At 70.6% G+C, this 19396-nt stretch carries 15 protein-coding genes; 8 read left to right on the top strand and 7 right to left on the bottom strand.

Features of this window, described 5'->3' with window-relative positions:
• The first annotated feature begins 83 nt into the window (after window positions 1-83).
• Window positions 84-1244: an RNA polymerase sigma factor gene (locus AC3CF1_RS09540; RefSeq protein WP_488452059.1), complete on the top strand. Its 1161-nt coding sequence runs from the start codon at window positions 84-86 to the stop codon at window positions 1242-1244.
• Window positions 1245-1254: 10 nt separating this feature from the next.
• Here the strand turns inward: AC3CF1_RS09540 and AC3CF1_RS09535 are convergent, their stop codons facing one another.
• Both AC3CF1_RS09535 and AC3CF1_RS09530 read right to left on the bottom strand, forming a co-directional pair.
• Window positions 1255-1443 (bottom strand): DUF397 domain-containing protein, encoded by a 189-nt coding sequence (locus AC3CF1_RS09535; RefSeq protein WP_099855741.1) that lies wholly within the window; start codon window positions 1441-1443, stop codon window positions 1255-1257.
• Entirely contained in the window at window positions 1434-2201 is a 768-nt protein-coding gene (locus tag AC3CF1_RS09530) for a DUF5753 domain-containing protein (RefSeq protein ID WP_088949208.1), read from the bottom strand. The genes AC3CF1_RS09535 and AC3CF1_RS09530 overlap by 10 nt, the downstream gene beginning before the upstream one ends.
• A 349-nt stretch (window positions 2202-2550) precedes the next feature.
• Here AC3CF1_RS09530 and AC3CF1_RS09525 point away from each other — a divergent pair, with 349 nt between their 5' ends.
• The gene (locus tag AC3CF1_RS09525) at window positions 2551-2745 is read left to right on the top strand and encodes a hypothetical protein (RefSeq protein ID WP_231927096.1); all 195 of its coding nucleotides are present in this window, start codon (window positions 2551-2553) and stop codon (window positions 2743-2745) included.
• Window positions 2746-2860: 115 nt separating this feature from the next.
• Here the strand turns inward: AC3CF1_RS09525 and AC3CF1_RS09520 are convergent, their stop codons facing one another.
• Window positions 2861-5713 carry an aconitate hydratase gene (locus AC3CF1_RS09520; protein WP_210794342.1) on the bottom strand — a complete coding sequence of 951 codons (2853 nt, stop codon included), beginning with the start codon at window positions 5711-5713 and terminating at the stop codon, window positions 2861-2863.
• Window positions 5714-5992: 279 nt separating this feature from the next.
• Between AC3CF1_RS09520 and AC3CF1_RS09515 the strand changes: the two genes are divergently transcribed.
• Entirely contained in the window at window positions 5993-6673 is a 681-nt protein-coding gene (locus AC3CF1_RS09515) for a DedA family protein (protein ID WP_488450134.1), read from the top strand.
• Window positions 6674-6738: 65 nt separating this feature from the next.
• Here the strand turns inward: AC3CF1_RS09515 and AC3CF1_RS09510 are convergent, their stop codons facing one another.
• The 3 genes from AC3CF1_RS09510 to AC3CF1_RS09500 all read right to left on the bottom strand — a co-directional run bounded on the left by AC3CF1_RS09510 (window position 6739) and on the right by AC3CF1_RS09500 (window position 9193).
• A complete protein-coding gene (locus tag AC3CF1_RS09510) occupies window positions 6739-7395 on the bottom strand; it encodes a C39 family peptidase (protein WP_488450132.1) in 657 nt (218 codons plus the stop codon).
• A gap of 822 nt (window positions 7396-8217) precedes the next feature.
• Window positions 8218-8940 (bottom strand): dienelactone hydrolase family protein, encoded by a 723-nt coding sequence (locus AC3CF1_RS09505; RefSeq protein ID WP_088949203.1) that lies wholly within the window; start codon window positions 8938-8940, stop codon window positions 8218-8220.
• 64 nt (window positions 8941-9004) lie between these two features.
• Complete coding sequence (locus AC3CF1_RS09500; RefSeq protein ID WP_088949202.1) at window positions 9005-9193, bottom strand: hypothetical protein; 189 nt, start codon at window positions 9191-9193, stop codon at window positions 9005-9007.
• A gap of 19 nt (window positions 9194-9212) precedes the next feature.
• Between AC3CF1_RS09500 and AC3CF1_RS09495 the strand changes: the two genes are divergently transcribed.
• The 5 genes from AC3CF1_RS09495 (at window position 9213) to pulA (ending at window position 17573) form a co-directional block, all read left to right on the top strand.
• Window positions 9213-9944 carry a hypothetical protein gene (locus AC3CF1_RS09495; protein ID WP_355160609.1) on the top strand — a complete coding sequence of 244 codons (732 nt, stop codon included), beginning with the start codon at window positions 9213-9215 and terminating at the stop codon, window positions 9942-9944.
• A gap of 37 nt (window positions 9945-9981) precedes the next feature.
• Window positions 9982-10371: a DUF6841 family protein gene (locus tag AC3CF1_RS09490; protein ID WP_328372352.1), complete on the top strand. Its 390-nt coding sequence runs from the start codon at window positions 9982-9984 to the stop codon at window positions 10369-10371.
• Between the two features lie 136 nt (window positions 10372-10507).
• Entirely contained in the window at window positions 10508-11188 is a 681-nt protein-coding gene (locus AC3CF1_RS09485; RefSeq protein WP_488450129.1) for a hypothetical protein, read from the top strand.
• An 89-nt stretch (window positions 11189-11277) separates the two neighbouring features.
• Complete coding sequence (locus AC3CF1_RS09480) at window positions 11278-11967, top strand: cellulose binding domain-containing protein (RefSeq protein WP_488450127.1); 690 nt, start codon at window positions 11278-11280, stop codon at window positions 11965-11967.
• Window positions 11968-12077: 110 nt separating this feature from the next.
• A complete protein-coding gene (gene pulA / locus AC3CF1_RS09475; protein ID WP_488450125.1) occupies window positions 12078-17573 on the top strand; it encodes a pullulanase-type alpha-1,6-glucosidase in 5496 nt (1831 codons plus the stop codon).
• Window positions 17574-17672: 99 nt separating this feature from the next.
• Here pulA and AC3CF1_RS09470 read toward each other — a convergent pair whose 3' ends face one another.
• Entirely contained in the window at window positions 17673-19307 is a 1635-nt protein-coding gene (locus AC3CF1_RS09470) for a hypothetical protein (protein WP_488450123.1), read from the bottom strand.
• Between the last annotated feature and the right edge of the window lie 89 nt (window positions 19308-19396).

Raw genomic sequence — 19396 nt, 5'->3', positions numbered from 1 at the left:
CGGTAGCGCCCGCACCGGCCGGCGCGGTAGCGGCTGCGGCGGCGCAGGCCGTCGGCGACGCCAGCGTCGAGGCGTACCCCCGGATCGTCGCGACCCTGATCCGGGTTACCGGGGACTGGGCGCTGGCCGAGGACTGCGCCCAGGAGGCGCTGGCCGTCGCCCTGGAGCGCTGGCCCGCCGACGGTGTGCCGGGCAACCCGGGCGGCTGGCTCATGACGGTGGCTCGCAACCGGGCGCTCGACGTGCTGCGGCGGGCCACCGTGGAGCGCCGCAAGCTGCACGACCTGGCGCTGCTCACGCCGCCCGAGGGGCAGCCCGACCCGGAGGTCCCGGAGGACGTGGTGGACGACCGACTGCGCCTGATCTTCACCTGCTGCCACCCGGCGCTGGCGATCGACGCCCGGGTGGCGCTGACGCTGCGAACCGTCTGCGGTGTGCCGACCGGCGACATCGCTCGACTCCTGCTGGTCAACGAGTCGACAATGACCCGACGGCTGACCCGGGCCAGGACCCGCATAGCGCAGGCCGGCATTCCATACCGGGTGCCCAGCGGGCCGGCGCTGACCGAGCGGCTGCCCGGCGTCCTCGCCGTGTTGTACCTGTTGTTCACCCGGGGCTACGTCGTCGACGGCGAGCCGGCCTTCGCCGACGAGGCGGTCCGGCTGGCCCGGCTGCTCGACCGGTTGATGCCGAAGCAGTCCGAGGTGGCCGCCCTGCTGGCGCTGTTCCTGTTCCAGCACTCCCGCCGCGACGCCCGCCGGGACGCCGCAGGCAACCTGCTCACCCTGGAACGGCAGGACCGGGCGCGGTGGGACCGTGCGGCCATCGCCGAGGGCCTGGACGCCCTTTCTCGGGTACGCCACGACGGGCCGTACGCCTGGCAGGCCCGGATCGCCGCCTGCCACGCCACCGCACCGTCCGCCGACGCCACCGACTGGCCGGCGATCGCACGGGCCTACGACGCGCTGATCGGCATCCGGCCCTCACCCGTGATCGCGCTCAACCGCGCGGTCGCCCACGGCTACGCGTACGGGCCGTACGCCGGGTTGGGCCTGCTCGACGCGGCGCAGGCCGGGGGAGGGTTGGACGGCAACCCGCTCGCCGTGGCGGTGCGGGCCGATCTGGTCGCCCGGCAGGGTGACCGGCTGCGGGCCGCCGCGCTGTTCAGGGAGGCCGCGGCGATGGTCGGCTCGGACGCCGAACGCGGTGCGCTGCTCGACCGGGCCAACGAACTCGCCGGGTAGGACAGTGGGGTCAGCCCCGCTTGGCCATAGCCAGGAATCGGGCCCAGGCCGTCGGGTCGAAGGCGAGCGTCGGACCGGCCGGGTCTTTGGAGTCACGTACGCCGATGACGCCCGCGAGGTTGTCGGCCACCTCGACACAGTTTCCGCCGTTGTTGCCACTCCTGGTGCTCTTGCGCCACCGAGCGCCGGTCAGGTCCATGATGCCGCCGCTTCTCTGATGAAATTGAGGGACTGCGCACGCGACAGGGCTCCGTCGCGAATGCGCTCCCACCGTCGATCCAGGCTAGCAAGATCGGCGGTCTTGTCGATGAGCTGCGCCTGCGCCTGGCTGTCGACGTGCGCGACCCGCCCTCCGTCCGGCATCTCCGCCACCGTGAACGGCCCACCGAGGCCCGGGTACATGCCGACGTCGGTGGGCACGACGAACAGCGACACGTTCGGCAGGGCTGCCTGTTCGGCCAGCCGCTCGCACTGCTCGCGCATCATGGCCCGGTCACCGTCGAGGGTGCGCCGGAGAATTCCCTCGTCGAGGACCGCGACGATTCGCAGTGGGCGTTCCCGCCGCAGGATGGCCTGCCGGCTCAGCCGAGCCTCGGCGAGATCATCGGCCTCGGCCGGCGTCAACGCCTCGCCGACAAGCGTCGCCAGCGCGTACGCCTTGGTCTGAAAGAGACCCGGTATCCACGCGAACTCGAACCACCGCAGCGACACCGCCTCACGCTCGATCTCGGCCCAGGGCCGGAACCAGGCCGGCGTTCGGCGCTTCAACACGTCCGGCCACAGCTCTTCAACGTTCCTACCGAGCACCTCGGCAACCCGGGCGCGATGACGCGTCTGGGGAACTCGTCCCGTGCTCGCCCACTTCGCGGCCGTCTTCGGATCGACACCAATCTCAGCAGCAAGACTGTCCGCTGTGTGGCCCCTCTCGACCATTGCCGCCTGTACGACTCGATTCATTCCCAGGCCCTTCAGAACGTTCCAGACGTCGGAAGGAAATAGTTCTACGCGGTGTGATTGCCTGGCAACTCTCGGCAGGGTGTGTTGAGACAGCGTCGAGGAGGGAGCACGAATGCCCGAGGACAGGCCCCGGAACCACCCGAAGCCGACGGGCGGCCCCCCACCGGTCAGGTCGAGCCTGCCCCGCCCGACCGGGCCACGGCACCCTCCGTACCGTGGCCCGGGTCGCGCGCCGAACGTCGTACCCGAATCACGCTGGCGCTCCCGGTGCGGCCCGCCGGTCGCGCACACCGCCGACGGCCCACTCTGGACGTGCGACGCCTGCGGTCAGGACTGGCCCTGCCCCACGATGCGAGCGACCCCGACGGACTTCGCCCGCCGAGCGACCCTGATCCCCGAGTTCTCGCGGATCACCCGCCGGGCGATCCGCGACCTGCGCGGCCAGCCGGGCGGCCCCGATCCGGTCGCCATCGTCCGTCGTTTCCTCTGGTTCCTGCCCCTCACCGACGAGGAGGCCCGTGCGGTCGCGCTACGGCTGCGCTGAGCGTTCAACGGCTGGCTGCCCTAGCGCTCCCGCTCTGACCGCAAGCCTTCCTCGGCATGGACGGCGAAGGCCGCCCCCGCCGGAGCGGGAGCGGCCTTCGACCAGCCGTACGCGATCAGTTGGCGATCATGCGGCGCAGCACGTACTGCAGGATGCCGCCGTGCCGGTAGTAGTCCGCCTCACCGGGGGTGTCGATCCGCACCACGGCGTCGAACTCCACGCCGGTGTCGGTGCTGACCTGCACGGTGCTCGGGGTCTCGCCGTCGTTGAGCGCGGTCACCCCGGTGATGGTGAACGTCTCGGTGCCGGTGAGGCCGAGCGACTCGGCGGTGACGTCCACCGGGAACTGCAGCGGCAGCACGCCCATGCCGATGAGGTTGGAGCGGTGGATCCGCTCGTACGACTCGGCGATGACCGCCCGGACGCCCAGCAGCATCGTGCCCTTGGCCGCCCAGTCCCGCGACGAGCCCGAGCCGTACTCCTTGCCGGCCAGCACGACCAGCGGGATGCCGGCCTCCTGGTAGGCCACGGAGGCGTCGTAGATCGAGGTTTGCTCGCCGGTGAGGTGGTTGACGGTGAAGCCGCCCTCCACCCCGGGCACCAGCTGGTTGCGCAGCCGGATGTTGGCGAAGGTGCCCCGGATCATCACCTCGTGGTTGCCCCGGCGGGAGCCGTACGAGTTGAACTCGTGGCGCGGCACGCCGTGCTCGGCGAGGTACGTGCCAGCAGGGGAGTCGGCCTTGATCGAGCCGGCCGGCGAGATGTGGTCGGTGGTCACCGAGTCACCCAGCTTGGCCAGCACCCGGGCACCGGCGATGTCGACGACCGGGCTCGGCTCCTGTTGCATGCCCTCGAAGTACGGGGGCTTGCGCACGTAGGTGGAGTCGTTCTCCCAGGCGAAGGTGTCACCGGTCGGGGTGGGCAGCGACTGCCACCGCTCGTCGCCGGCGAAGACGTCGGCGTACGCGGCGCTGAACCCGGTGGCGCCGATCGCCTGGGCGATGACGTCCTGGATCTCGGCGCTGTTCGGCCAGATCTCACGCAGGTAGACCGGGTTGCCCTCGGTGTCCTCACCGATCGGCTCGTTGGCCAGGTCGATGTCCATCGTGCCGGCGAGGGCGTAGGCGACCACCAGCGGCGGGGACGCCAGGTAGTTCATCTTGACGTCCGGGTTGATCCGGCCCTCGAAGTTCCGGTTGCCGGAGAGCACCGAAACCACCGACAGGTCGTGCTCGTTGACCGCGGCGGACACCTCCTCGGGCAGCGGGCCCGAGTTGCCGATGCACGTGGTGCAGCCGTAGCCGACCAGGTTGAAGCCGAGCTTGTTCAGGTACGGCGTGAGGCCGGCCCGCTCGTAGTAGTCCATGACGACCTTCGAGCCGGGCGCCAGGGTGGTCTTCACCCACGGCTTGCTGGTCAGGCCCTTGTCGACGGCGTTACGGGCCAGCAGCGCGGCACCGATCATCACCTGCGGGTTGGACGTGTTGGTACACGAGGTGATCGCGGCGATCACCACGGCGCCGTGGTCCAGCTCGTACTCGACACCGTCGGCACCGGTGACCCGGACCGGGTTGCTGGCGCGACCGCCGGCACCGACCGCGGCGGTCTCCAGGTCGCGCGGCTCGTCGGCCGGGTCGCTGAACTCGTTGGCCGGCGGGTCGCTGGCCGGGAACGACTCGGCGCTGGCCTCGTCGGCCGGGCCATTCGCGCCGCGCGGAAGCTCCTCGCGGGGTACGCCCGGCTTGAGGTCACGCTCACCGACGGAGTCGTCCGCGACGTAGTCGGTCAGCGCGGAGCGGAACAGCGTCTTCGCGGCGCCCAGCGGCACCCGGTCCTGCGGGCGCTTCGGGCCGGCGAGCGACGGCTCGATGGAGCCCAGGTCCAGCTCCAGGCGCTCGGAGTAGTCCGGCTCGGCGTCCGGGTCGTGCCAGAGGCCCTGCTCCTTGGCGTACGCCTCGACGAGCGCGACCTGAGCGGCGTCGCGGCCGGTCAGCTCCAGGTAGCGGATCGTCTCCGCGTCGATCGGGAAGATCGCCACGGTGGAGCCGTACTCCGGGGACATGTTGCCGATGGTGGCCCGGTTGGCCAGCGGCACGGCGCCCACGCCGGGGCCGTAGAACTCCACGAACTTGCCGACCACACCGTGCTTGCGCAGCATCTCGGTGATGGTCAGCACCAGGTCGGTGGCGGTGGTGCCGGCCGGCATCTCGCCGGACAGCTTGAAGCCCACCACCCGGGGGATCAGCATGCTGACCGGCTGGCCGAGCATCGCGGCCTCGGCCTCGATGCCGCCGACGCCCCAGCCCAGCACACCCAGGCCGTTGACCATCGTGGTGTGCGAGTCGGTGCCGACCACGGTGTCCGGGTAGGCCTGGCCGTTGCGCTCCATGATGGTGCGGGCCAGGTACTCGATGTTGACCTGGTGCACGATGCCGGTGCCCGGCGGGACGACCTTGAACTCGTTGAACGCGGTCTGGCCCCAGCGCAGGAACTGGTAACGCTCCTTGTTGCGCTCGTACTCCAGCTCGACGTTGCGGGCGAACGCGTCCTCGCGGCCGAACAGGTCGGCGATCACCGAGTGGTCGATGACCAGCTCGGCCGGGGCGAGGGGGTTGACCTTGCTGGCGTCGCCGCCCAGGTCTCGCACCGCCTCGCGCATGGTGGCCAGGTCGACCACGCAGGGCACGCCGGTGAAGTCCTGCATGAGCACCCGCGCCGGGGTGAACTGGATCTCCACGCTCGGGGCGGCGGTGGAGTCCCACGCGCCGAGCTGACGGATGTGGTCGGCGGTGATGTTCGCGCCGTCCTCGGTCCGCAGCAGGTTTTCCAGCAGGACCTTCAAGCTGTACGGCAGCCGGGCGTGGCCGTCCACCTTGTCGATCTTGAAAATCTCGTAGCTCGCGTCTCCGACGCGTAGCTGGGTCTTCGCACCGAAGGTGTCGAGGCTCGCCACGTCGTACTCCTTCACACCAGCGACCGTGAGTAGTCCTGAGCAGTCTGTCGCACCGGTCGGGGGGCCGCCGAGGTTAGGTGACACTTACCGCCGATTCCGCTCTCAACAAAACCGTACGTCCGTCTTGCTAGTTCTGCAACCCGGCTGGCGCCTTCCATGGTCCACCACCACCCCTAGCCTCCTAGGACGCCCCACGGGGCGTGGGTCGTGCCACCTGAAGCGGACCGCCGCCACGGTGCACCCTGCGATCGGACCGCCACAGGTAGGGTTCGAGGCCGGCCGGAAGGGGTCACCGTGTTCGATGTCCAGCACTGGCTCGAGTCGCTGCCGCCGATCGCGGTCTACCTGCTCGTCGGCGGGGTGATCGGCGTGGAAAGCATGGGCGTGCCCCTGCCGGGCGAGATCGTCCTGGTCAGCTCCGCCCTGCTCGCCGCCACCGGCGTGGTGGAACCGGAGTGGGTGGCCACCGCCGCGGCCACCGGCGCGATCGTCGGTGACTCCATCGGGTACGCCGTGGGCCGCCGGGGTGGCCGTCCACTGCTCGCCCGACTGGGTCGCCGCTTCCCCCGCCACCTTGGCCCCGCACAACTTGCCCGCGCGGAACAGAGCTTCGCCCGGTACGGAGTCTGGGCCGTGTTCTTCGGTCGCTTCGTGGCACTCCTGCGAATCCTGGCCGGGCCGCTCGCCGGGGCGCTGCACGTGCCGTACCGGCGGTTCCTGCTGGCCAACGCCGCCGGAGGGCTGGTCTGGGCGTTCGGCACCACCTACCTGCTGTTCACCGTGGGCCGGGCGGCCGAGCACTGGCTCAAGGACATCTCCTGGGCCGGGCTGGTCCTCGCCGTGCTCGCCGGCCTCGCCAGCACCTGGTGGCTGCGCCGACGAGCCCATCGGCTGGAGGCCGCCGAGCCCTCGGCGCCTGACACCGAGCCCTCGGCGCCCGACACCGAGCCGGCGCGCGCCCACAGCGACACCTGACCTGGACGTGCCGAAGGGCCGGGCCCCGTGGTGGGGTCCGGCCCTTCGTGGTGTGTCAGTGGGGGTCAGCTGGTGGCGTAGCCGCGGGTGGCGATCCAGTCGGCGAGGTGCTCGACGGTGACCTCGTAGGAGGCGGTGTTCGGGTCGGCGGAGTCGGCGATCTTCACCGTCTCGCCGTTGTCGCGGTAGCCGACGACGCTGATGTAGTGCCCGCCCTCGAAGGAGTGGATAGCACCGTCGGTGTCAGTCGTGGTGCCGGCGATGTTGGCGACCACGGCCCGGCCGTCGTCGACGGTCTTGACGATGTCGGCGCGCAGCTTGTCGGTCTGCTTGGCGTCGGCGTCGGGCTTGCTGATCTCCACCGAGTGGTAGGCGTCGTTCTTGCCGGTCTCCTTGTTCAGTACGGGGGTGATGTCGTTGATGGAGTTGGTGCCGGCCTCGGTGGTGCCCATCTCCTTGGCCATCGCGTCGACGCTGATGTCCTTGCCCTGCACGCTCAGGGCGTTGCGGGCGGCGGCGGGGCCGCAGTAGTAGAAGTTCGGCTGGGCCTCGTAGCGCACGCCCAGCTGACGCTCACCCGACGGCTTGCGATCAGACTGCGTCTGGCTGGCGGGCTTCGCGTCCGCGGCGTACGCGGCGGTGATCGGTCCGACGATCGCGCCGCCGGTGAAGGCCAGACCAGCAGCGGTCAGAGCGGTCTTACGAATCAGATCGGTACGCATGATGGCGTGCTCCTCTGCGATGGGGGGTGCACGGCACGCCCGGGGGGTGGGCGTGCCGCACGTGCAAGGGGGGAAAGTTTCGAAGTTCTTGCCCGGCGGCCACAGAGGCCGGCGTCGGGAAGGGTGGAACGGTGCGGGCCGGCGAGTCATTCCACCGGGCTTCCGGCTTGTGTGGCTCGGGGTGTGTAACCGGCCGGGCCGGCGAGTCATTCCGCCGGGCTCCCGGCCTGCGTGCTCCGGGGGATGCAACCGGGGCGGCCGGTCGGGTGTTCCCGGCGGCTGCCGCGCCCCACGACTCGAAGTCGCGGTGGCATGCCAGGTATAACGACCCCGCCCGGCCCACGATTCCGCCGCCAGGGTGGCCACGACCACGCGACACCCACGGCGAAACCGGACACCCGCCCCACGGACGGATCCGCCGAAGCGGACACCACAGCCGCCAACCCCGGGCGTCGACAATCCAAGATCCGCGCACTTTCGGGGAAACTGCTGCCTCACGCTGCGGCGAGGCAGCAAGTTCCCTGATGTTGCGCGGATCTTGACCGGGGTGGTGATCCGGACAGTCACGCCGGGGACGTCAAACGCGACGCATCACGCCAAGGTCGCGCTCGATCCAGGAAACAGGCCCATCCGGCGCCGACGAGGCCACTACAACCTGGATCGGGCACGATCATGGGAGATCTGGACGACCGCCGACCGCCGACCGCCGACCGCCGACCGCCGACCGCGACCGCCGACCGACAGACCGACAGACCGACAGAGCGACAGACCGACAGACCGACAGAGCGACAGAGCGACAGAGCGACAGAGCGACAGAGCGGGTCAGGTCGCCTTCAGCAGGTCGAGGACTGCGTCTCGGGCGGTCACGACGGCGGCCTCCGACTGTGGGTTGTGGTCGAGGATGTCGAAGCTGTGCTGACCGTCCGGTATTTCGATCACCTGTATCGGCCAACCGTGCGCGGTCGCCGCCGGCAGGAACGCTTCGATCCCGGCCAGGACCGGTGGGATGTCCCGTCCGGCCCGGGTCAGCACCAGAGGAACGTGCGCACCGGAGTCGAGTGCGTCGACGGGCAGGAACCGGGGGTCGACCTCCCAGCCGGGGAAGGGGACGAGCAGCGGGTAGGTGAGCGCGATCCCGCGTAGCCATGGTGGCGCCGCGCGCAGCCAGTCCGCTGCGAAGAGGCCTCCGCCGGAGAAGAACCACAGCACTACCCGCTCGGGGTCGACGCGCGGGTCGGCGCGGACCTGCTCGACCATCGCGGCGATGTCGTCGGCCGCGGCGGGGAGGGCTGACAGGTCGGTTACCTGGTAGCTGATCACTGCGGTGACCACGCCGCTGTCGGCGAGCAGCGCGCCGTAGCCGCGGTAGAGAAGCCAGTCGCGCGGGTCGGCTGCGTCGGGCGGCAGCGGGGCGCCGTGCACCACCACGACGGCGGGGGCGGGGTCGGTGCGGGTGGGCAGGTGCAGGTCGACGTTGCCGTGCCGTTCGACGGGCGCGGCAGGGGGTGACAGGACGAAGGGCCGTTGTGCGACAGGCGTCGTCATGCCCCGATGATATCGATCATGCGCCTGCTCAGGTGCCCCGTCGACGATCCACAGGGGTGGGTGGTCAGGCGGGGTCGCTGGGCTTCGTGGCGTCGCCGGCCTGGGCGTGTCGTTCCAGCAGCCGCTGCCGGATCTCCTCCGGGGTGTACGCGCGTCGGCGCCGTTCAGCGCGCGCGATGACCACGCCGGAAGCCGCGACGCCGGCGAGGCCGGCGAGCCCGAGAACCTTCCACCACCGCATTCGTTGCCGCATCGGCCTAGGCTAGACCCTCATGAGCATCAGCCTGGATGAGGCCGTCGAGTTGACCCGCACCGGTGACGTGTGGGTGTTCCGGGGTCGCAGCGTGCCGGACCGGGCGATCCAGTTCACCACCAACAGCCCGGTCAACCACGTCGGGATGGCGGTGGTGCTCGACGACATGCCGCCGTTGATGTGGCACGCGGAGCTGGGCAGGTCGTTGCCCGATCTGTGGTCGGGCACCCACCAGCGGGGGGTTCAGTTGCACGACCTGCGGGACGCGGTCGGCGTGTGGGCCAACCGGTACGGCCAACGGGCCTGGCTGCGGCAGCTCGACCCGCCGGCCGACGGGGAGATGGAGCGGGCGGTGCTGCGGACGATCGCGCGGTTGGACGGCACACCGTTCCCGTCGACGGCCCAGTTGGCGTGGCGGTGGGTGCGTGGTCGGGTGCCGGCTCTGCCGCACCCCGGCAAGCTTGCGCTGCCGCGGCTCGGCCGCCTGGCCCTGTCGCACCTTGGCCGGCCGGCACCACAGTCGCCGTCGACCGGATCGACCCCGTCCACCCCGGCGGAGCGGGATCGGGCACTGGAGACGGCGTACTGCGCCGAGGTGGTCGCGGTGACCTACGAGGCGATGGGGTTGCTGTCGGCGGGGCGGCGTCCGAACTGGTACGACCCGGGGCGGTTCTGGAGTGGGGACGACCTGGGTCTGGCCAACGATGCCAGGCTGGGTTCGGAGATCGAGGTACGTGTACCGCCTCGTTGAGGTTTGACCTGGCCGGTGACCGGCAATTGCCCTTGCCGTGAACGCTCCCACGAATCTCGACACGTTGGCCGACTTCTTCGACCGGTACGGCGTGGCGCTGACCTCCGGCGACCTGCCGGCTCTCGCCGGCTGTTATGCCCTGCCGGGGTTGGTCGTGGCCGACACCTACAGCTTCTCGTTCACGTCACCGGCGGCGGTGGCGTTGTCCTTCGTGGGCGCCGCACCCGACTACCAGGAGCGGGAGCTGATCGCGGCGCATGCGCGGATCGAGGACGTGCAGCCGCTGTCTGCGCTGTTGACGATGGTGGCGGTGGAGTGGGAGTTCCTGGACAGCCGGGGGCAGTCGGTGCCGGGGGAGCGGTATCGCTATCTGCTGCGGACCGCGGACGAGGGGCCGCTCATCTGCACTGTCGTCCGGACGGCCTGACCGAGCGGGAACGTCGGCCGGGGCGGGCCGTTTTCCGTGGCGCGTCGGCCGGTCGGCCCGATCCGTACCCGCCTGGTTTCCGGTCTGGCTGGTGCTGGCTACGCTGTCGCGTCGGTGGGGGACGAGGGGAGACCTGATGGCGGTGCGGCCGGACGGTGCGACGGGGACGCGGGCGGCTCGGGTGTTGGCATCGGTGCCGTGGATCGTGGTGCTGCTCGGTGTGTGTGCGCTGGTGGTGCTCCTGGTGATCGCGTTGCTGTCGTTCCGGACCAGGGAGCGGGACGCCAAACCGCAGGCCGCGCCTCCGGTGTTCCTGCCGACCGTGCCGGCTGCGGCGTCGGCGACGGGTGGGCCGAGTCCGGCTGGTGTGGAGCGGCGTTCGGTGTCGCCTCGGCCGTCGCGCAGCAGTCGGACGCCGTCGCCACGCGCCAGCGTGACCGGCTCCCCGACGCCGGGGCGGTCGAGCGACCCGGCGGTGTCGACGCCCCTGGTGGCGAAGACGGTCAGCGCCCGGTACGAGGTCGGCACGAACGGCAGGGACGGGGACGCGGCGGTGCTGTCGATCGCGAACGAGTCGAGTCGGTCGGTGGACTGGGTGGTGGAGTTGACGTTCGACGACGACCTGTGGGCACTGCGCATCGCTGACGACGAAGGGATCTCGGTGCGGGGGCGCGGCAACGGCGAGTTCGTGTTGCGGGGGACCCGTTCGCTGGACCCGGGTGGTTCGCGGACGCTGCGGCTGCGCCTCGGGTGGGGTGAGTCCGCGGAGCGGCCGCGCCGGTGCACGATCAACGGGATCGACTGCCGGCTCGGCTGAGCTGGTTTCGGACCGTGGGTGCGGCGGCGGCGCTTCCCGGCCCGCCCGCCGGTCGCTACGCTGCCCGGACGCTCCGCTGAGGGAGGTACATGTCCGGCATGCGTCGCTTCCGGCGACTGTCGCCCGGTCCGGTCGCCATCGTGTCGTCGCCCTGGATCGTGGTGGGCGCTGGTGTCGTCGTGATGGTGGTCCTGCTCTTCGTGGCCTTGGGCACGTACCGGGGGCCTGATCCGGCGCCGGACGGCGCGTCGGCGCCGCCGGCGTTGCCGCTGCCGTCGGCGGAGGCCGCGCCGAGCGAACCCGCACCGGCGTCGTCGCCGGCAGGTGCGTTGCCGGGGTTGTCCGCGCGTGCGAGCGGGTTGCCCCCGAGAGCCGCGACGCCGTCGCCGTCGGTCGCCCCGTCTGTCGGGTCGACGGGTCGGCCGACGGTGACGCGGTCGCCGAGTCGGGCGGCGCAGGTGCAGCCGGCGGTGACTGGCCGGTACCGGGTGGTGCAGAGCTTCGACGGGGGATTCATCGGCGAGGTGTCGATGGTCAACGCGTCGCCCCAGCGCCGTGGTTGGACGGTGCGGCTGGAGTTCTCCGGTGGACGGTTCGTGACCGCCTGGGTGGAGGGCGTTCCGCAGGGGACGGTGCGGCAGTCCGGCGACGGCTTCACGTACGTCAGTGGGGTGGACGTGCGGCCCGGTGGGTCGGTGTCGTTGCGGTTCCACATGGAGCGGACGTCGGGTACGCCACGGCTGTGCACTGTCGACGGGGTGCGCTGCGGCGGGCTCTGAGCCGCGTTTCCGCAAGGACTCTGCTGTGTTGCGACAGTGTTTGCAAGGTATTGCAGAATGTTTCGGCAAGGGTTAGCGTGCGCCCAATCAGCGACCAGAGGAAGGCGTCGATGACACCCCCGCCGAAACCGCGCACCACCCTGGCCCTCGTCTCCCTGCTCACCTTGACGCTCGTCGGCACCTCGGTCGCCGTGCCCCCGGCCGCCGCCGCGGCCCCTCGGACGTCCGCCGGTGTCCCCGTCGCCGTCGGCGGCGCCGCCCAGTGGAGCAACGAACCCTCCGCCGAGGCATTGCTGAAGGCCGGCGACAACTCCGCCCGGGCCGAGCAGTTCTACTTCGTCCTGCCGGACCGGTTCGCCAACGGCGACCCCCGCAACGACCGGGGCGGCCTCACCGGTGACCGGCTGCGGACCGGGCTCGACCCGGCCGACAAGGGCTTCTACCACGGCGGTGACCTCAAGGGCGTCATCGACAAGTTGGACTACATCCAGGGGATGGGCACCACCGCCATCTGGCTGGCCCCGATCTTCAAGAACCGGCCGGTGCAGGGCTCCGGCGACGACGTCTCGGCCGGTTACCACGGCTACTGGATCACCGACTTCACGCAGGTGGACCCGCACTTCGGCACCAACGAGGAGATGAAGCGCCTGGTCAAGCTCGCCCACCAGCGCGGCATCAAGATCTACCTCGACGTGATCGTCAACCACACCGCCGACGTCATCAAGTACGCCGAGGACAAGTACGCGTACGTGGACAAGGCGACCTCGCCGTACACCGACGCGCAGGGGCGGGCGTTCGAGGACCGCAACTACGCCGACGGCAGCCGCGCGTTCCCGCCGGTCGACCAGGAGTCGTTCCCGTACACCCCGACGTTCGCCGAGCCGAGGGACGCGACAGTCAAGGTCCCGGCCTGGCTGAACGACGCCACCATGTACCACAACCGGGGCGACTCCACCTTCGCCGGCGAGAACAGCGAGTACGGCGACTTCTTCGGCCTCGACGACCTGTGGACCGAGCGCCCCGAGGTGGTGCGAGGGCTGACCAAGGCGTATGGGGACTGGATCGGCGCGACCGGCGTCGACGGGTTCCGGCTGGACACCGTGAAGCACGTCAACATGGACTTCTGGCCGCAGTTCAGCCAGGGCATCGAGCGGGCCGCCGAGAAGGCCGGCAAGAAGGACTTCTTCATGTTCGGCGAGGTCTACAGCGCCGACCCGGAGATCAGCTCCAGCTACGTGCGGCAGGGTGGCCTGCCGGCGACCCTCGACTTCGCCTTCCAGGAGGCCGCGCGCGGTTACACCGCCGGTGCCGGCTCGGCGAAGGCGCTCGCCGACGTGTACGCCCGCGACGACCTCTACGCCGCCCGGGACACCGACGCCAGCCGGCTCACCACCTTCCTCGGCAACCACGACATGGGCCGGATCGGGTCGTTCGTCGCCGGTGGTGGCACCGACCCGGCCAGTCACCTGCGCCGCGACCAGCTCGCGCACCAGCTGATGTTCCTGACCCGTGGACAACCGGTCGTCTACTCCGGCGACGAGCAGGGCTTCACCGGCCCCGGTGGGGACAAGGACGCCCGGCAGGACATGTTCGCCTCGACGACCCCCGACTATCTCGACGACGACCTGCTCGGCACCGACCGCACCCACGCCAGCGACCAGTTCGACACCAGCCACCCGTTGTACCGGACGATCGCCGAGCTGGGCCGGCTGCGCCAGGCGCACCCCGCGCTGCGCGACGGTGTGCAGGTCACCCGGTACGCCGCCGACGGCCCCGGCGTCTTCGCCGCCTCCCGGATCGCCCCCGCCGACCGGACCGAGTACGTCGTGGCGGTGAACAACGCCGACACCGCGCAGACTGTCACAGTGGACACCTGGTCGGCCGGCGCCACCTTCACCGGCATCTACGGCGGCAGCCAGACCGCCACTGCCGGCGCCGACGGCAAGCTGAGCCTGACCGTGCCCCCGCTGTCGGCGGTGGTGCGCCGGGCCGGCACGCCCGTCGCGCGCCCGGTCGCCGCGCCGCGCATCACCATCACCAGCCCGGCTCCGGACGCGCTGGTCGCCACCCGGGCCGCCGTCACCGCCCAGGTGACCGGTGACCCGCTCGCCACCGTCACCGTCGCCGCCCGGGTCGCGGGTGGCCGGTGGACGTTGCTGGGCAGGGCCGACCACGCGCCGTACACCGTGCAGCACGACCTGACCGGCCTGGCCGGCGGCACCCGCGTCGAGTACAAGGCGGTGGTCCGCGACGGTCGGGGCCGCACCGCGACCGCCCGGTCCACGGCGATCGTGGGTACGCCGGCACAGGGCAAGTCCCGGGAGTGGGCGGTGGTGCACTACCAACGCGCCGCCGGTGGGTACGACGACTGGAGTTTGTACGCCTGGGGGGACATCGACCCGGCGTACGTCACCGAGTGGCCCAAGGGGCAGCCGTTCGCCGGGGAGGACTCCTACGGCCGGTTCGCCTGGGTGAAACTCAAGCCGGGCGCGAAGTCCGTGGGTTTCGTGGTGGTCGACTCCGACGGCAACAAGGACGTCGCCCAGGACCGCAGCGTCGACGTCACGGCAACCGGCGAGGTCTGGCTCAAACAGGGTGACCCGGTGGTCTACCCGAGCAGGCAGGCGGCCACCGGTGAACCGGATCCGGCGGTCGAGGAGGGCACCGCGGTGATCCACTATCGGAGGGCCGACGGCAACTACGACGGCTGGGGCCTGCACCTGTGGGACGGCGCGGCCAACCCGACCGAGTGGTCCGCGCCGCTGAAGCCCACAAGGACTGACGCGTTCGGGGCGGTGTTCCGGGTGCCGCTGGCCGCCGGCGCGACCGGGCTGAACTACGTCATCCACCAGGGCGACACCAAGGATCTGCCCGACGACCAGCGGCTCGACTTCGCCAGCGCGGGCCGGGAGGTGTGGCTGCTCGCCGCCACGCCGGGCCGGTTGCTGCCGTCCACGGCGACCAGCGTCAACGCGGACACCGACATCAGCAAGCAGAAGGCGCACTGGATCGACCGGTCCACGGTGGCGTGGCAGACCCCGCCGACCGACGGCAGGACGTACGCGCTCGTCGTCGCGCCCGAGGGCGGGGTCGGCGTGGTCGACGGGGAACTGACCGGGACGTACACCACGTTGCCGTTGCGGGCGCAGCGCAACGGGCTCACCGAGGCCCAGCGCACGACGTTCCCGCACCTGTGGTCGTACCGTAGCTTCGCGCTGGACCGGGGCGACCTGGCCAAGGTCCCGGCGGCGCTGCGGGGGCAGGTGCTGGTGACCGAACGCGACGCGGAGGGTGCCCTGCTCGCGGCGACCGGCGTGCAGATCCCCGGCGTGCTCGACGACGTGTACGCGCGGGCCACCGACGCCACCCTCGGGCCGACGTTCGCGGGCCGGACGCCGAGCGTCGCGCTGTGGGCGCCGACCGCGCGCACCGTGGCGTTGCAGCTGTTCGACTCGCCCACCGCCGCGCCGAGGACCGTGCCGATGCGCCGCGACGACCGCACCGGTGTCTGGTCGGCGCGCGGCAACCAGAGTTGGGTCGGCAAGTACTACCGGTACCAGGTGCGGGCGTGGCAGCCAGCGGCGCAGAAGATGGTCACCGCGTCGGTGACCGACCCGTACTCGGTGGCTCTCGCCGCGGACTCCACGCACAGCCTGCTGGTCGACCTGAACGACGCGGCGCTGGCCCCGGCGGGTTGGCGGACGCTGCGCAAACCGGCGCCGGTGCCCCCGGCGAAGGCGCAGATCTCCGAACTGTCGGTACGCGACTTCTCCATCGCCGACGAGACCGTGCCGGCCGAGCGGCGGGGAACGTTCCTCGCCTTCACCGACCCGAAGACCGCCGGCATGACCCACCTGAAGGCGCTCGGTGACGCCGGTGTCACCCACCTGCACCTGCTGCCGGCGTTCGACTTCGCGACGATCCCGGAGAAGCGGGCCGACCAGCGGCAGCCCGCCTGCGACCTGGCGGCGCTCCCACCGGACTCCGCGGAACAGCAGAAGTGCGTGGCGGCGGTCGCCGAAACCGACGGTTACAACTGGGGGTACGACCCGCTGCACTACACCGTCCCGGAGGGCGGCTACGCCGTCGACCCGGCCGGTGCGGCGCGGACCACCGAGTTCCGGCGGATGGTCGCCGGGGTGAACGGCGCCGGACTGCGGGTGGTGATGGACGTGGTCTACAACCACACCTCGGCCGCCGGTGTCGACGACAAGTCGGTGCTCGACCAGGTCGTGCCCGGCTACTACCACCGGTTGTTGGAGGACGGCACGGTAGCCAACTCGACCTGCTGCGCCAACACCGCGCCCGAGCACGCCATGATGGGCAAGCTGGTTGTCGACTCACTGGTCACCTGGGCAAAGCAGTACAAGGTGGACGGTTTCCGGTTCGACCTGATGGGTCACCACCCGAAGGCGAACATCCTCGCCGTCCGCAGCGCCCTGGACCGGCTGACCGTCGCCCGCGACGGCATCGACGGCAAGGCGATCATGCTCTACGGCGAGGGCTGGAACTTCGGCGAGGTCGCGGGCGACGCCCGTTTCGTCCAGGCCACCCAGGCCAACATGGCCGGCACCGGCATCGGCACCTTCAACGACCGGCTGCGCGACGCGGTACGCGGCGGCGGACCGTTCGACACCAACCCGCGCGTGCAGGGCTTCGCGTCCGGGCTCTACACCGACCCCAACGGCGACGCGGTCAACGGATCGGCGGCCGAGCAGAAGGCGCGCCTGCTGCACGCCCACGACCTGATCAAGGTGGGGCTCACCGGCAACCTGCGCGGGTACCGGTTCACCGATACCGCCGGACGGCAGATCACCGGCGCGCAGGTGGACTACAACGGCTCCCCGGCCGGCTACACCGCCGCTCCGGGGGAGGCGGTCACCTACGTCGACGCGCACGACAACGAGATCCTGTACGACGCGCTGGCATACAAACTGCCGCAGGCCACCTCGGCGACCGACCGCTCCCGCATGCAGGTGCTGGCGCTGGGCACCGTGGTGCTGGGGCAGGGCACCGGGTTCGTCACCGCGGGCACCGAACGACTGCGGTCGAAGTCCCTGGACCGCAACTCGTTCAACTCCGGAGACTGGTTCAACCAGATCCGGTGGGGCTGCGAGCGGGGCAACGGGTTCGGCGCCGGTCTGCCGCCCGCGCAGGACAACGAGGACAAGTGGTCGTACGCCAAGCCCCTGCTGGCGGACCCGGCGCTGGTGCCGGACTGCGTGGCCATCAACACCACCGACGCCCGGTACGCCGAGCTGCTGCGCATCCGGGCGTCGTCGCCGGTGTTCGGGCTGGCCACCGCCGAGCAGGTGCAGCGGCGGGTGGCGTTCCCGTTGTCGGGGGAGCAGGAGACGCCCGGCGTGCTGACCATGACGCTCGACGCCCGAGGGCTGGGCGGGTCGTGGAAGTCGCTGACCGTCGTCTTCAACAGCACCCCGGAGACGGCGAAGCAGACGGTGACCGACCTGCGCGGTGCGGACGTGGCACTGCACCCGGTGCTGGTCGACTCGGCCGATCCGGCGCTGCGTACCGCCTCGTTCGACCGGGCGGCCGGCACGTTCAGCGTCCCGGCGCGCAGCGTGGCGGTGTTCGTCCAGAGGTAGTGACGTGAACGTGAACCGGCCCCCTTCCGCGTGGTGCGGAAGGGGGCCGGTCCGTTGTGCTGTCACCCCTGCTGCTGTGCCATCGTCACCCAAGGGTGATCAGGCGAAGCAGTTCTCGATGGTGCCGCCCGGGATGGCCAGGCAGTTGGTCGGACGGTTGGCGGTGATGGCGGACTTCTCGTCCACGTTCACCTCTCCGAAGAAGCTGAAGACACCGCCCGGCTCGAAGGTGGAGAAGTTGTGGGCGACCGTCGTCTTCGACAGGTTGACCTCGCCGAAGATGTTGAAGATGCCGCCGCCGACCCCGATCGGGCCCACGGCCCGGTTGCCGACGACCTCGCTGTCGCGCAGCGTGGTGACGCTGCCGACGTTGAAGAGCCCGCCGCCGAAGAACCCGGCGGTGTTGTCCTTGATGCTGCTCTTCTCGAACGTGACCGCGCTGTCGAAGACGATGGCCACACCGCCACCGACACCAGCGGTGCTGTTCTTCTCGATCGCGACGTGGTGCAGGTTCAGCTGGCTGTCCGCCGCAACGAGACCGCCACCGGCGAGGACTGCGGTGTTCGAGACGAACTTGGTCTCGTACGCCGTGGTGTTGCCCTCGATGTCGAGGAGGCCACCGCCGAAGCCGAGCGTCTCGTTGTCGCTGATCTCACCCTTCTTGATCTCGACGGTCCCGCCGCTGACATCGTCGGTGAAGATCCGCGCGGCGCCGTTCGAGATACCGCCACCACCGATGACGGCGGTGTTGTCCTTGATCTTCGACTCCTCGACCTTGAGCAGGCCGGCGTTGAAGACACCACCACCGAAGAAGAAGGCGGTGTTACGGGCGACGGTGCTGTGCCAGATCTTCGTGGTGCCGAAGTTGGCCACGCCACCGCCGTTGCCGCCCGACTGGTTGAGGACGACCTCGGACTCCAGGATCTCGGCGGTGCCGCCCGGCTGGACCAGGATGCCGGCGCCGTCGTTCTCCTCCGGCTGCTGGACGAGCGGCGTCACGACGCCCGCCTGAGCCTTCGGGGTGACCTTCGGCGCGGCCTTCAGGCCCGCCTTCGGGTTGGCCTGCCGCGCGGTGAGCGCCTGGGCCAGCGGGGTGCCGGCCTTCACCTGGGCGGCAAGCGCCTCGGAGTCCGAGTAGGCCGCCCAGACCGCAGCCGCCTCGACGCCGTTCTCCAGTTCGAGGGTCTGGCCACCCTTGATGGTCAGGCCCTTGACCGTGAGGTGACCACCAGCGCCGACGTTCAGGATGCGGAAGTAGTCCGCGGTGGCTTCCCGGGAGATCGTCGTGTGCTCACCCTTGAGCGTGATGTGCTCGGTGATCACCGGAAGGCCGTTGCCCTCGTAGTCGTTGCGGGACAGGTTGTAGGTGCAGCCCTTGGCCAGCTCCAGCACACCGCCGTTCTTGCTGTTGGCGAACACGATCGCCTGGATCAGCTTGTCGGTGTCGCAGGGCACCTCCCTCCCGCGCTCGTGGTCCTTGTCCTTGTCCTTGTTCCGGTCCTCGCCCTTGTCCTTGTCCCAGTCGCGTCCCTCGTCACCCCGCTGGTCGCCGTCCTTGCTGACCTGCGCGGTGTTCCAGTCGAGGCCGACGGCTCCGGCGCTGCCCGCGACGCCAACCGCCGCGAGACTGATCACGCCCGTCAAACCGGCTACGCCACTGGCGAGCCAGAGCTTGCGGCGGCGCTTGGCCGTCGCCCGCCCGGAGGCTTCGTTGTTCGTTAGGTAGTTGGACATCGGAGCTCTCTGCCCTCTCCTCGTACCAGACAGGGTCGCCGCCGTCAGACGGGCGTCCCCTGCTACAAATCGGTTGTAGCTCCCAAAAC

Source organism: Micromonospora sp. MGP-C2 (genome assembly GCF_057766525.1).
The sequence above is the reverse complement of the archived record's forward strand: the minus strand, read 5'-3'. Positions and strand labels throughout refer to the sequence as shown.

Excerpts from the sequence above, each read along its gene's own strand:
- AC3CF1_RS09535 (WP_099855741.1), bottom strand. The coding sequence starts at position 1,443 with ATGGACCTGACCGGCGCTCGGTGGCGCAAGAGCACCAGGAGTGGCAAC.
- AC3CF1_RS09530 (WP_088949208.1), bottom strand. The coding sequence starts at position 2,201 with ATGAATCGAGTCGTACAGGCGGCAATGGTCGAGAGGGGCCACACAGCG.
- AC3CF1_RS09525 (WP_231927096.1), top strand. The coding sequence starts at position 2,551 with ATGCGAGCGACCCCGACGGACTTCGCCCGCCGAGCGACCCTGATCCCC.
- AC3CF1_RS09510 (WP_488450132.1), bottom strand. The coding sequence starts at position 7,395 with ATGCGTACCGATCTGATTCGTAAGACCGCTCTGACCGCTGCTGGTCTG.
- AC3CF1_RS09505 (WP_088949203.1), bottom strand. The coding sequence starts at position 8,940 with ATGACGACGCCTGTCGCACAACGGCCCTTCGTCCTGTCACCCCCTGCC.
- AC3CF1_RS09500 (WP_088949202.1), bottom strand. The coding sequence starts at position 9,193 with ATGCGGCAACGAATGCGGTGGTGGAAGGTTCTCGGGCTCGCCGGCCTC.
- AC3CF1_RS09495 (WP_355160609.1), top strand. The coding sequence starts at position 9,213 with ATGAGCATCAGCCTGGATGAGGCCGTCGAGTTGACCCGCACCGGTGAC.
- AC3CF1_RS09485 (WP_488450129.1), top strand. The coding sequence starts at position 10,508 with ATGGCGGTGCGGCCGGACGGTGCGACGGGGACGCGGGCGGCTCGGGTG.
- AC3CF1_RS09480 (WP_488450127.1), top strand. The coding sequence starts at position 11,278 with ATGTCCGGCATGCGTCGCTTCCGGCGACTGTCGCCCGGTCCGGTCGCC.
- pulA (WP_488450125.1), top strand. The coding sequence starts at position 12,078 with ATGACACCCCCGCCGAAACCGCGCACCACCCTGGCCCTCGTCTCCCTG.
- AC3CF1_RS09470 (WP_488450123.1), bottom strand. The coding sequence starts at position 19,307 with ATGTCCAACTACCTAACGAACAACGAAGCCTCCGGGCGGGCGACGGCC.